General features: G+C 32.1%; 10 protein-coding genes. 7 read left to right on the plus strand and 3 right to left on the minus strand.

What is annotated here, in order from left to right:
• Positions 1–9 precede the first annotated feature (9 nt).
• From KQI58_RS18890 to tagD, 7 genes are all read left to right on the plus strand, one after another.
• Positions 10–840 carry a glycosyltransferase gene (locus tag KQI58_RS18890; protein WP_216410530.1) on the plus strand — a complete coding sequence of 277 codons (831 nt, stop codon included), beginning with the start codon at positions 10–12 and terminating at the stop codon, positions 838–840.
• Between the two features lie 269 nt (positions 841–1,109).
• Positions 1,110–2,816 carry a glycosyltransferase family 2 protein gene (locus tag KQI58_RS18895; RefSeq protein ID WP_216410531.1) on the plus strand — a complete coding sequence of 569 codons (1,707 nt, stop codon included), beginning with the start codon at positions 1,110–1,112 and terminating at the stop codon, positions 2,814–2,816.
• Positions 2,817–2,884: 68 nt separating this feature from the next.
• Positions 2,885–3,718, plus strand: coding sequence for an ABC transporter permease (locus KQI58_RS18900; protein WP_216410532.1), 834 nt, complete (start codon positions 2,885–2,887; stop codon positions 3,716–3,718).
• A gap of 50 nt (positions 3,719–3,768) precedes the next feature.
• Positions 3,769–4,995 carry an ABC transporter ATP-binding protein gene (locus KQI58_RS18905; RefSeq protein ID WP_216410533.1) on the plus strand — a complete coding sequence of 409 codons (1,227 nt, stop codon included), beginning with the start codon at positions 3,769–3,771 and terminating at the stop codon, positions 4,993–4,995.
• Positions 4,996–5,028: 33 nt separating this feature from the next.
• Positions 5,029–9,033 carry a glycosyltransferase gene (locus KQI58_RS18910; RefSeq protein ID WP_216410534.1) on the plus strand — a complete coding sequence of 1,335 codons (4,005 nt, stop codon included), beginning with the start codon at positions 5,029–5,031 and terminating at the stop codon, positions 9,031–9,033.
• A 72-nt stretch (positions 9,034–9,105) separates the two neighbouring features.
• Positions 9,106–10,503, plus strand: a complete 1,398-nt coding sequence (locus tag KQI58_RS18915; RefSeq protein WP_216410535.1) for a DUF2142 domain-containing protein — start codon at positions 9,106–9,108, stop codon at positions 10,501–10,503.
• A 217-nt stretch (positions 10,504–10,720) separates the two neighbouring features.
• Positions 10,721–11,131 carry a glycerol-3-phosphate cytidylyltransferase gene (tagD, locus tag KQI58_RS18920; protein WP_216410536.1) on the plus strand — a complete coding sequence of 137 codons (411 nt, stop codon included), beginning with the start codon at positions 10,721–10,723 and terminating at the stop codon, positions 11,129–11,131.
• Between the two features lie 978 nt (positions 11,132–12,109).
• On the opposite strand, the gene KQI58_RS18925 is transcribed toward tagD, so the two are convergent.
• The 3 genes from KQI58_RS18925 to KQI58_RS18935 are packed head-to-tail and all read right to left on the minus strand — an operon-like array spanning position 12,110 to position 14,052.
• The gene (locus tag KQI58_RS18925; protein WP_216410537.1) at positions 12,110–12,295 is read right to left on the minus strand and encodes a hypothetical protein; all 186 of its coding nucleotides are present in this window, start codon (positions 12,293–12,295) and stop codon (positions 12,110–12,112) included.
• Positions 12,292–13,047 carry an IS21-like element helper ATPase IstB gene (gene istB / locus KQI58_RS18930; RefSeq protein WP_216410538.1) on the minus strand — a complete coding sequence of 252 codons (756 nt, stop codon included), beginning with the start codon at positions 13,045–13,047 and terminating at the stop codon, positions 12,292–12,294. Before istB ends, KQI58_RS18925 begins: the two co-directional genes overlap by 4 nt.
• The gene (locus KQI58_RS18935) at positions 13,048–14,052 is read right to left on the minus strand and encodes a Mu transposase domain-containing protein (RefSeq protein WP_253296032.1); all 1,005 of its coding nucleotides are present in this window, start codon (positions 14,050–14,052) and stop codon (positions 13,048–13,050) included. It lies immediately after the preceding gene.
• Between the last annotated feature and the right edge of the window lie 196 nt (positions 14,053–14,248).

The following is a 14,248-nucleotide window of genomic DNA, read 5'->3' on the forward strand; positions in this document are numbered from 1 at the left end:
GTGAGAAGTTTGTTTGAAGTAGTGGTTGTTCTTTATAATATGACGTTTTCTGAGTCACCGACGGTCGTGAGCTTAAACAAACTTCTCTCCTCGGGAGCTTTTCCGGAAATTAGAAAGATTCTAATTTTTGATAATAGTGAGTCTTCAACTATACCTGAAGGATTAGATAAGCGCTTTGTTTATTATCATAGTAAAACGAATGTAGGATTGGCTAAGGCATATAATTATACTTTAAGTCAAAGCTTCGATGACACAGAGTGGTTAGTAACGATGGATCAAGACACACTTATAACAGCAGATTATTTAACTGAAATAGTTAAACATCATGATATCTCTTCCGACATTGTTTTATTAGCACCACTAGTCAAAGACCAAAATCAACAGATTTCACCTGTGTTCGGTGATAATTTACGCCCTTTACATAAGGATTTACCTAAAAAAAATCAATCATATTCTCAAATGGTTATGGTAATAAACTCAGGAGCAACTATTCGCGTATCATTTATGCGAGAAATTGGTGGGTATAATTTAGATTTTCCATTGGACTATTTAGATCATTGGCTATGTTGGAAAGTATTTAAAGAACAAAAAAAAATCTTCATTTTGAATGTTACTTTACAACATGAGTTGTCTGTACTAAATTATGTAGATCAGATGAACATCTCAAGATATAAGTCTATTATGCATGCTGAGGCGATTTACTATTCATCGTATGCAGGTGATTTGTTTATTGCTTATCGTAAACAATTGTTCTTTCGAGGCTGTAAACAAATTCTTACAGGGAAGTTTAACTATGGAAAACTCACATTTATTTATTTTTTTCACAATTCGTTTAAGTGAAAAACTTTTAATATTTTGACTAGTACGTTTTTGTTTTTTTTAAACTGTATTATGTGATTATCAATATCTACTTTTCTTTAAATAGATTATTAATTACTTCACGAAAAATGCTTGATAAATTTTTTTTGAAATTTAAAGATATTTGTAAGAAGAAGAGAGTGAAATTAGGGTTTTCAAAGGGTTTCTTGCTTTTCTATTTTAGTTTATGTAGAATTGGAATATTGATTTACCAAAGAGCGATTAATACATGATAGAGGTTTTACAACGATATGAAAGTTAACCATTATTTAAATACTTGTCTAGATAGAAATAGTTTAAGTAGAAACATTCATAGGTTCTTTGAAAAAAGAAAACAAAATAAAGTCTATAGTAACTGGAGAGAAGAGCGTGACTCTATTGAGCTTACAAAGAAACACTTTGATTATAATCCTTTAATATCTATAGTTGTTCCAGTTTTCAATGTAGAACGTAATTTGTTAGTTGATTGTATTGAATCAGTCATCAATCAAACATATACTAATTGGGAACTATGCATTGCTGATGATGCATCAACAATCACAGATGTAAAAACGGTTTTAGAATATTATCAAAATAAAGATACGAGAATTCGTGTAGTTTACAGAAAACAGAATGGTCATATATGTAAAGCTACAAATTCAGCATTAAAAATAGCAAAAGGTGAATTTATAGCGTTTTTGGATAATGATGATTTGATATCAAAATATGCACTTTCATCAGTAATTGAAGCTCTAAATAAAAACGTTTCATATGATTTTCTTTATAGCGATGAGGATAAAGTCCAAGGAACGAAGTACTTTGATCCAGCTTTTAAACCAGATTGGTCATCTCAACTAATATTAGCTACAAATTATACTTCTCATTTTAGTGTGTTTAGGAAAAGTATTGTTGATCAAATTGGTGGTCTAAGAGATGAGTATATAGGGGCGCAAGATTATGATTTTGTTTTGAGGTTTACAGAGAAAATAAAAAATGAAAATATTTTTCATATTCCTAAAGTATTGTATCATTGGAGAGTTACGTCATCTTCAACAGCTAGTACACCTTCCGCTAAGAATTACGCAAATGAAGCAGGAAAAAAGGCCCTTCAAGCAGCATTAAATAGAAGAGGTATTGAAGGAGTAGTAAAGGATGGATTTGGACCAGGATTTTATCAAATTGATTATTCAGTAAAAAATGAAGATACTGTTACAATAATATATGTTTTGAGAAATGACGAAAAGTCTATTATAAATAAACTTCAAAATTTAAGAAAAATTTGTGACAAAGGTGTATTAGAATTAATTTTAATATTGCCAGAGCGTTTTTCTAAATTCCGCTCAATTATAAAAAGTTATTTAATAGAAAACCTGCATATACAGACAGAGATTCTATATGTGAAAGACGAAAGTTTATTATCGTTATACAATAAAGGAGCCAAAAGGGCGACTGGTAGGCTTTTATTTTTTTTAAATGACTCTCTGGATATCCCAAGTCAAAACTGTCTAAAAAAAAGCATCGGAATATCTTTGCTGAGTGACGTGGGAAGTGTTAGCGGAGTTGTTATCGACAAAAGGAAAAAAATTTTGTCTTCCGGTTGGTATATAAATACGAATTTATATTTAATTCCATTTAATAAAGGTGTTAAGAGTTACTCAAAAGGGTATTTTGGTCGTTTAATTATTCCTACCAATATAACTATAGGAGAAACAAACAGTTTCATTCTTAAAAAAAATATCTATAATAATTTGGGTGGATTTGATGAAAACTTAAGTGAAACTGAAAGTATAGTAAAGTTTTTCTTGGGGATTCGAAATTTAGGATTTGAGAATGTCTGCAATCCCGAATACTATTCTATCTCAAAAACCACAGAAGAGTACATGACGAAAAGAATTAATAAAAGAGCTTTTTTACCTAATAATAACAAACAAAATTTCATGGATCCTTTTAGAAATAATGAGTTTCCATTAAAAGAGTAGTCCACAAAAAAAGTGATTTAAAAATAAAATGTAGTATATAGAGAAGACTAATGTTCAAGGAGAGAAAAATGTATTTAAAAGTTAAGTTAGTCATAAAAGAAATTTTTACAATGTTTAGCGATATATTTGAGAATAGAGATCTTTTACGCCAATTTGCTAAAAATGATTTTCAAGCGAAATATGCAGGAAATTTTTTAGGTATTGTTTGGGGATTTTTGAATCCGATTGTTACAGTATTTACTTATTGGTTCATTTTTGCAGTTGGATTTAAAGCAGCAATGACAGACGGAAAATATCCTTTTGTGGCATTCTTAATCACTGGATTGGTGCCATGGTTATATTTTCAAGATGTATTGATGGGCGGGACAAACGTTTTTAGAGAGTACAGTTATTTAGTGAAAAAGGTAGTTTTTAACATTAAAATTTTACCTACAGTAAAACTGTTTTCGAATCTTTTTTTACATTTTTTCTTTTGTGCTGTGGCGGTCATTCTCTGTGCGCTATATGGATTTTATCCGACTGCTTATTTGGTCCAAATAATCTATTACATGTTCTGTTTGATGGCTTTCTTAACAGCATTAACATGGATTACTGCAAGTATTCAACCTTTTGTTCCTGATATTTCTCAATTTATTGCAGTAATTATGCAAGCACTGATGTGGGCAACCCCAGTATTGTATAGCATAAATCAATTTTCAAGTTATCCTAAAATAGTTTTCTTATTAAAGTTAAACCCACTTTATTATGTAGTTACAGGTTATCGTGACTCAATATTTGGTACGGCCTGGTTTTGGGAACATCCAGCTGGGACAGTTTATTTTTGGATAGTAACGCTGATTTTAGCATTTATAGGAATCATTATTTTCCGTAAATTACGACCTCATTTTTCTGATGTCCTGTAAGAGTATAATGAAAGAATCTTGATGAACAAAAAAGTTGTTAGGAGAAAAAAATGGTAAACAAAAATCGTCAGGTTATGAAATTAGACCATATAACAAAAACATATCAAATGTATAAAAAATCTAGTGACCGATTGAAAGAGGCCTTAAATCCCTTCAAAAAACAATATCATGATACTTTTTATGCATTGAATGATGTTAATATTGAAGTTAATGAAGGAGAAATGGTAGGATTTATTGGTGAAAATGGGTCAGGAAAATCTACGCTATTAAAAATAATTACTGGTGTACTCACTCCTAGCGAGGGGATCCTAAAAATTGATGGTAAAATTTCTGCTATTTTAGAATTAGGAAGCGGCTTTAATGTTGAGTACACAGGCTATGAAAATATATTTTTAAATGGTATGGTATTAGGTTTTTCAAAAGAAGTGATGGAAGAAAAACTTGAAGATATCATAAGGTTTGCGGATATAGGAGAACATTTATATCAACCTGTTAAGACCTATTCAAGTGGGATGTTAGTGAGATTAGGGTTTGCAATTGCTGTAACAGTCGATCCGGATATTTTGATTGTTGATGAGGCATTAGCTGTTGGAGATACTGAGTTTCAATTGAAATGCATGGAAAAATTTACTGAATTTAGACAAAAAGGGAAAACGATTTTATTTGTTTCTCATGATATACATGCTGTACGCAGATTTTGTGATAGAGTTTATTGGCTTCAAAAAGGGAAAGTAATCGAGGAAGGAGATACTTTACCTGTAACAGAAAAATATGATAATTATTTAAAGAGAAAAGCAGCAATCTCTTTAGGACATAGTATTGATGAAGAAGTATCTACCTCTGTAGATTATGTTTCTCAAATCGTAACATTGGATCATGCTAGATTATACAACTCGAAGCACGAAAATACAGATGAGATTCAAAGAGATGAGTTTTGTTATGTTCGAGTTGATTATACGGTGATTGACGATAGTATTAAGGATCCTGTATTAGGGGTTGCTATTCGGACTGTAAATAATGATTATGTTATGGGGCCTAATACTCGCTATGAGGGTGTTAAAATTCCCTGGGAAAAAGGAAAAAATACTTTTTATATCGAATATGAACAGATGTTTTTAGGTAATGGTGAGTATTATTTTGATGTAGCATTATTCGAACAAAATGCGCAAGTTCCTTTTATTTACAAATCAAAAGCAATTAAAATGTTCGTTGTTGGAAAATACGATGTCGAGGGGTTAGTTGGTTTACCACACCGTTGGACTGATCATATAGATTAGGTAAAACTTCCATTAGAGCTAGGAGATTATGGCATGCAAAGTAAATTTAGTGATATTAAAAGAAAATCTAAAAGAGTAATTGAAGAACAAGGATTTAAACGTTTTGTTAAGCTTTCCGCTAAACATGTTTATCGAAAAGCTTTTCCAATCCCAATTCAGGAAAAGAATTTAGCTCTGGATATTTTGTTTATTAATGGTACAACTTTACCTCATCCTGAACGATATCGTGTGGATCATCAAATGGAACAACTTTCCTCAAATGGGATGACTGCTGATAAAGTTTACTATGAAGACTTGACTTTAGATATGTTGAAGTATTACCGTGGTTTTGTTTTTTTTAGATGTCCAATTACGAATACAATTAAAGAGTTCATCGTTAAAGCAAAAAAAATGAATAAGACTTGTTTTTTTGATATTGATGATCTCGTTATAGATAAAAAATATACGGATACAATAAAGTTTGTCTCAGAAATGGATGAGCAAGATAAATCACATTATGATGATGGTGTATTGAGGATGAATGAAACTTTATCATTAAGTGATTATGGTATTGTAACTACTGAACGTTTGAAATCCGAACTATCAAATTATGGACTTAAAGAAGTTTACATTAATAGAAATACTGCTAGCGATGAAATGATAAGGGTATCTTTAGAAGCACTAAACAAAGTTGAAAAAGATTCGGAAAAATTTGTAATTGGCTACTTTAGTGGCAGTATCACTCACAACGAGGATTTCGAATCAATACAGCAATCAATTATAGATTTAATGAGTGAATATCCACAAGTATATTTAAAAGTAGTTGGACTATTGAGTATTCCTGACGAATTGAAACAATACAAAGATAGAATTATCACTATTCCGTTTATGGATTGGCGTAAAATGCCTTTAGAATTATCTTCTTGTGATGTAAATATAGCACCACTAGTAGACAGTATTTTCAATGAAGCAAAGTCTGAGAATAAATGGATTGAGGCTTCTTTAGTAAAAGTTGTTACCGTAGCTAGTGATATAGGTGCTTTTAAGAAAGTTATTAAAAATAATAAAACAGGGTTGCTGGTTACGAATTCGGATGACTGGTTTTTAGCAATTAAATCGCTAATTGAAGACAAAGAGTTAAAAAATAGTATTGCCGAGGCAGCTTTTAATGAAGTAATTAATAAACATACTACAATCTCAAGTGGATATGGATTATCTAATTTTATTGAAGAGCGTTTATCTCCAAGTATAGCTTTTGTTTTACCAACATCTGATATAAGTGGAGGAGTTAATGTAGTTTTAAAGCATGCTGATATACTGTTAAAAAACGGGTATGATGTAACCATAATAGACCTAGTAAATGCTGAAAATGCAACAACTAGTAGGGATATTAGTGATCGTTACAATGTTCTAGCCCCGTATAAAGATAATGTATTAATGTTTTTTGATAACATGGTTGCAACTCTGTGGTCCACTTTACCCTCTTATATTAATAGCTATCCGAATAAAAGACGTGTAAGCTACTTTGTTCAAAATTTTGAAACAGGGTTCATGGAATATGGTGATACGGGAAGAAAAATGGCAAATTCAACTTACGCAACCTATCAGAATGTTAATTATATGACTATGTCTCTTTGGTGTCAGAAATGGTTAAAAGAGAAGTTTGGGAAAGATGCTCAATACGCTTCTAATGGAATTGATATTCAGAATTTCAATTACACTGAGAGAAATCTGTCTGGAAGAAAAATTAAGATTTTAATTGAAGGAGATAGTAAGGACCACTACAAAAAAGTCGATGAATCTTTTAAAGTTGTTGAACAACTTGATTTTGATAAATATGAGATTTCTTATTTATCTTATCGAAGTAAACCTAAAGATTGGTATCATGTCGATTATTTCTACAATAAAATATCACCTGAAAAAGTTGGAGAAGTATATGCGAATCATGATATTTTGATTAAGTCAAGTTTACTTGAAAGTTTTTCTTATCCGCCATTAGAAATGATGGCAACAGGTGGTGTTCCTGTTGTAGTTCCTAATGATGGAAATGCAGAATATTTGGTGGATAAGGAAAATTGTTTGACATACCCTTCTGGAAACATTACAAAAGCTGTTGAGTTAATAGAAGAATTATCTGAAAATGATGCTCTATTTCAAAAAATATCAATAGGTGGAAGAAAAACTGCTGAAAGTTATACATGGGACAAAAAAGAAGAGGCAATTTTAGAACTGTATCCAGTAGAGAAAAAAAAAAAGGATAGATTAGGAGTAGCTATAAGTTGTGATAATGCTTTTTCTGAGAAAGAAGTTGATTTTTCTTTAAATCAGCATGATACTTATAAAAAATGGGTTTTAAAAAATTATCCAGATTCTATTGAAAGATTGGAACAGCAACATCAATCAGAAAGTATTAACAATCCGAATCTTATTTCCGTGATTATTCCTATTCATAATCCTAATCCTAAAAATCTTATTGAAGCTGTTGAATCGGTTTTGGGACAAACGTATCCTTACTTTGAGCTCATTTTAGTGAATGATTCAACTACTAAGGAAGTGTCAGAACTCCTAAACAAGATTAGTGTATTGTCTAAAAAGATAAAAATTATTAATTTTTCTCAAGGTCTTGGATTTAGCTTAGCAGTAAAAAGTGGAGTAGAAGTGTCTCAAGGAGAGTTCATTACTGTTCTAGAACAAGATGATCTATTTTGGCCGAATGCATTTTATGAATTCGCTCAAGTAATTCATAATAGACCAGAGGTAAAATTTATCTATTGTGATGAGGACAAAGTTTTAAATGAAGAAAGATTTAATCATTTTGATCCTTTCTTTAAACCAGATTGGAATCTAGATTTCTTGTTATCAATAAATTATATTGGGCACGGTTTTTTATGGAAAAGAGACTTGTTGAAGAATTATAAGTTGCACACAGCGTATGAATATGAAGCTGAAAAGTGGGCAGTTAACTTATGGGTCAGTAGACATTTTGATAGGGAATCAATCTACCATATAGAGAAAGTATTGTATAGTTGGAGAGTTGCAAATAGTGGAATTGATAGAACACTCTTTAATACCGAAAAACTTTTAATTCAACAGAAAGAACTACTGATTGAGCATATGGAGATGTTAGGAAACCACAGGGACGATATTTTAGTTACACCTAAAGTCTATGCACCTAGTGCGTATGATGTACATTTAGCAGTAAATGATAAACCTTTGGTATCTATAATAATCCCAAATAAAAATCAATATGAGATACTTAAGCGTTGCGTAGATTCTTTATATTCTAGAACACAATATAAAAATTTTGAGGTAATTATTGTTGATACTGGTAGTAGGGATTCAAAAGTGCTCTCTTGGTATAATATTGCAAAAGAAAAATATGCTAATTTCCGAGTTTTTGAATATAAGGAAAAAATATTTAGTTATTCTAATTCTTGTAATTTTGGTGCTGCTAAGTCAAAAGGTAGTTTTTTAGTTATGTTAAATAATGATACTGAAATAATACAAGGCAACTGGTTAGAATTAATGTTGGGAGCGGCACAGCAGAAAGATGTGGGCTGTGTTGGTGTTCAATTATGGTATCCTGGGCATAGAGCTTTGCAGCATACAGGAATTGCTACAGGTGTTAATGGTGTCGCAACTAATCTGATGAATGGAATATTAGGTGCAGATATTACTACTAATGTTCAAAGGTACTATACAAACTTTACACATACCATTACAGCTGTTACAGCTGCTTGTATGATGATTAGAACTAGTGTTTTTAACGAAGTTTCGGGTTTTGATTCAAACTTTAGAGTGACTTTCAATGATGTCGATTTATGTTTGAGAGTAATAGAAAAAGGGTATAGAAATATCTATTTATCTGATGTTGAATTAATACATCATGAATCTATATCAGTAGGACATCTTGATGAGGAGCACAGAGAGAGTGATGAGTTTAAAGAATCAGAAAAATTATTCAGTTTTCGTTGGGCATCTTATGCTAAAAAAGATCCGAATTTTAATGAGAATTTTTTAAGGGCTACTTCAAAATTTGAGATACCTAATGATTACTAAGTGGTTATGGATGATTTTTCGTTACATTCTTTTTAATTATTATCAGAGGCATATTATAGGAGTGAGATTTGTTTGGAGAACGCGATAAATTCAAGGGGAACAAGGTTTCAATGGTACTGGAAAAGTGAAAATATCTTTTTGATTTTGGCTACACTTTTTATTGGGATAATGATAATTATTATGCCACTAAATCGTGTGCCTGATGAAAGCACACATGCTACTAATGCATGGAGAACCGTTTATTCTGATCAAAAGGACTCTTTTGATTGGAGAACGGCAGTTGAAAAAGACAAAAAAATTGATGAAGATGAATATCAAAAAATATTTCATAAAAAATTAAATTTGAGTAATGAAAAATTTGATTTAGCGATCAGTAAGAATAAACTACAATATACTCCTCAAATTTTAGGGATGCTATTAGGAAAATTTCTTTATCCTTCTATTGGCGTAATAATGATATGTGGAAGATTGATAAACGCGCTATTCTATATACTATCAATTTTTTTTATTGTTAAGTATATGAAATACGGGAAACGCGTTTTAGTTTTTACTTCTCTGTTACCTATTTCGATTCAGCAAGCAGCGTCGCTGTCGTATGATGTGTTCAATTTTGTGGCTGTTGCTTTTTTCTTCGCAGTATTAAGTAATTTGACTATAAGTAAAAGTTTAAATTTGAAAAATACTCTTATGTTACTGTTTTCAATTATTGGGCTGTACCTTACAAAATTAAACAATCTGTCAATGTTAATTGTTTTACCTTTTATTGGATTGAAATTTTCGGATAATTTTACTCAGTTGAATGAAAAAATCACATTTTTCTATGAATACTGTAAAAAAAGAAAGTACAGATTTATTTTGCTTACAGTGATAATAATTCTTTTTATAGCTAGCATATTTTTTAAGAGTAAAGGTGGAATTACACATTTTGTTCAAATAATTTTGAATAGCCTTTTTAATAATTCTGTCAATCAGGCCTTAAATCCACTGGTAAGTGCTGGGATATTTGGCTTTATCGGAAATTTTCATATGCAGTTCCCCTTGTGGCTGTTTTTTATAGATATTTCTGTTCTAACTGTTTTGATGATTGGTGCATACAATGAGGAGGAGTATGGGTGGTGCTTTGAGAAGGGCTATGTTGTAACGTCATCGTTAATTTTTCCTCTTCAAATGCTATTAGTTATTGGAGGAATGTACTTTTCTTGGACAAAAACAATTTTGGGGGAAAATGCTCAATATTCAACTGGAGCACAGGGGCGCTATTTTACTCCTTTCTTAATATATTTTACTCCTCTTTTTATTTCATTTAATCATAGTATTCAAGGGAAAATAAATAATAAACTTATGAATAAAATCCTTTTTGTTTCACTGATTACAAATTTTATAATTACAGTATATCTTATATTAATTGTATACTGGTATCCTGATTTTCAAACTAACTGGCTTATTGAATTTAGGAAATCCTTTAACTAATAATTAACGATGATTTAAAAAATTAATCATTCTAGAATTGACTTATTAAATTTGTTTTCAAAGTACTATGTAGCTGTGAGGATATTTCAATAATCCTATTTACATGCTAAAATATATATTGTTCGTATTATATGATGTATTAACTTTCGTGGTCAACTTTTTAAATCAAGATCTGGTTTTATTAGAATTATGAAAAAAAGGAAGGGGGATTTTTAAGATGAAGAGAGTTATTACTTATGGAACTTTTGATTTATTGCATTATGGACATATAAATTTATTACGACGTGCAAAAGAGTATGGAGATTACTTGATAGTTGCATTATCAACCGATGAATTTAATTGGAATGAAAAACAAAAAAAGTGCTATTTTTCTTACGAAAAAAGAAAACATTTATTAGAAGCAATTAGATATGTTGATTTAGTAATTCCTGAAAATGGTTGGGAACAAAAAGTTACAGATATTAAGGACTACCATGTAGATACTTTTATCATGGGAGATGATTGGCTGGGAAAATTTGATTTTGTAGCAGAAGAAACTGATGCAGAAGTGGTTTATTTGACTCGTACGCCTGAAGTTTCTTCTACTCAAATTAAAGAAGATTTGAGGATGAAAAAAGAAAAAGATTAGTTTCGTGATAATGAGTTATGTGCGTAAAAAAATCATGAAATAAAGTACTTTTAAAAGTGATCTTATTTAACAAAGATATTGTATCTTTATAATTTATGATGTAAAAAGAAATCTAGAATATAGTTATCGGAGGTCATGCAGTTTTAGCTGCCTGACCTCCATTTTGTGGTTGATTTCAGTGATATTTTTTTGATAGAGAAAATCCGTAATGCAACGTTAATAATAGTTTTGAAAGTAAATGTATAATAACTAAAAACCTAGTGATTAGCAACTTATCTATGAAACCAGAGCGATAATTTTGATATGATTTATAGTTAAACTTCAATGGTCAATTTTGATATATCCGAATCAAGGTCGGCGTAACCTTTTTAAGATACTTTCTAAAAGTATAAAGAGTCATTTAATAGTATTTAGATAATTCAGAGTTAGATTGTTGAGTTTTTCGATTTAATCGATACTGGTAAAAGTTGCTTATCTAAAATATCACTATCTGTAAAACTATATTTAAAAGTCTATTGTCAATAATGCGTCAAGATATTTAGCAATTTAAATGCATTTGAAATAACTTCTATCTTTTTTGTTTACATACTTTAGTTTATTCGAGCTATCCTTTTATATTTAAAGAGTTATCTCCATACAGAAAATCATTCTATTAAAAAGTAATTTGTTAAATTTGGCTTTAAGAAAATCCTTTTTAATAGAAAATTGATTGAAGCATATTCTGATTTTTTCTAAATAAAAAATAAATATTTGGTCCTAGAATACTAATTATTCATTTGGCGATGGTTGAAGAGTTCATCCTTGAAGGTTTTTTTGCGAAGTTGTGTGAATACGGCATTCAAAATTGACCACCTCTGCGCAAAAATTGACCACCTCCGGCATTAAAATGAGCCACCTTCGGCAAAGAAATTGACCAGTTGAATACCTCCAACAGATTTAACGTTATTGGCTAGCTGCTGGAGGCACCAAGTATCACGTTTAGTGTATTTCCTTTCGTATCAATTCAAAGGCCAGTTGAACCAATTCATCTTCGGTTATTTGTTCCTCACTATCCCACATGGCTTGAAGAAGCTCCTCTTCGATAGTAGTTATCAATTCTTCTGAGGCGGTTACTCGATAATAAAAATCGGTAATCCGATGATAGGTTGTCTCGGAAATCATCATAAGGTCGCCACCAGTCCATGTCTTTCTCGCATAGAGACTTTACCATCAATCAATATCGGATAAGAGTCGTGAACGATTCGATCCAAAATTGCATCCGCAATCTGTGGGTTTCCTAGCTTTTCGTGCCAACCCTCTGGGGAGTATTGTGAACAAAAGATCGTTGACGCAACTTGCAGTCGGCTTTCCACCAATTCCAAAAGGTAAGTAGATTGCTCCAATGTAAGAGGCGTTAACAGCCATTCATCTAAGATAAGCAATTCCACTTTTTTATAGCGATTCAAGATTTTTCTGAAGCTTCCGTCCGCCTCATTTTTTGCAATAGTCAATTCATCCAAGAGTTCTGGGAGACGAATATAGCGTACTTTTCTCCCTTGACGACAGGCTTCTATGCCAAAGGCATTCGCTATCCAAGTCTTACCGTTTCCTGAAGCGCCCATCAAAATGACGTTATGGTGATCCTGAAGATACTTTCCGGCCTTCAATTTTAAGATCAATTCTTTGTCTAGCTTTCTGTCTGTATGATATTCGATATCCTCGATCGCTGCCTGACGATTGACGAATTTCGCAGCTTTGATCAGCCGCTCAAGCTTTGCGGATTTTTGCCGACTATATTCGGCATCGATAATTAAGCTGATTCGATCTTGAAAGGAAAGTTCTCTGTAACTTGGATCCCCTTCTTGAAATTCAATAGCTTCAACCATTCCTTTCAGTTTTAGCTCATATAATTTTCGTTTAGATTCTTCTGTTATCATCTAGTTCTTCCCTCCAAAATAATCGGCACCACGGGTAAATCCGTAGTCGCTATTCTTTTTATGAACATCCAACTTCTTTGTGGCGTTAGTCTTTTTATTATTCATCAAAATTGTCTCAATCACTCTCACTGTCGGGTGGGATACTAGCCGTAAGGCTTCAGTACAAGCTTGCTCCAACTCTAAACTAGAATATTTTTTCCCTTGATTTTTAAGTCGAAGAGTGGATTTCAAGGCCTGTTTCTCCGCTTGCGTGGAATCAAAGATATAACTGACGATGGTCGTTGTCGCCTCACCGATGCTTTTAGCCCAAGCTAAAATCGATTCTTTCGTGTGATCCACGTAGAGCTTATGCTTATCAGGCATGTGATCACGATTGGTCGAAAACTGACCAAATTTCCCGTATAATCGTTTATGCGAGGCAATTCGGCTATCTTTGTAAAAGACTTCAACTAAGTTTTTGGTCACACGGACATCGACCTTATTCTGGATATATTCATAAGGAACGGAGTAGAACATACTATCTACTGAAATCATATAGTCCAATTGAACCGTTGCTATTTTCCAAGTGGCCATTTTGAATGGCGTTTGCGGAAGAGGGCGAAGGGCAAATTTCTCCTCTTCTTCAAACGCGATAATCCGATTGCCTTGCTTGTATTTCTTCGTAAATGGTCGTTCGTTAAATTCCGTCAGCTTCTTGAAAATATCTACATTCAGCTCTTCTAACGTGAAATACACCCCATTGCGTAAACTGGCAATAATCCAAGTGGATAGATTCCCAACAGTTCCTTCAACGCTCGCTTTATCTTTCGGTGTTCGAACACGTGCTGGAATAACGACGGTTCCATAGTGTTGCGCGAGTTCTTGGTATTGTTCGTTTAAAACCGCCTCTCCACGTTTGGCCCGCTTTACGCCAGTTTTTAAATTATCTGGAACTAAGATCTCAGTTACTCCACCAAAAAAGTTATAGGCATGAACATGCGCTGTAATCCAATCTTCTTGTTTCATAGATAGAAATGCTTCACAATAAGCATATTGGCTACACGGGAGTGTAGCGACAAACAGGTGTATTTTGCAAGACTTTTATGGTTCTTTCCAGTGTTAGTTGATTTCCAAGTCCGACTTTGGTAATAATAATATAAAAACTAGAACGGAGTCGTCGAAACTTTGGATGAACTTATAAAATTACTAGATACCCATCTAC

This window comes from Enterococcus raffinosus (assembly GCF_018917525.1).
Classification (GTDB): domain Bacteria; phylum Bacillota; class Bacilli; order Lactobacillales; family Enterococcaceae; genus Enterococcus_A; species Enterococcus_A raffinosus_A.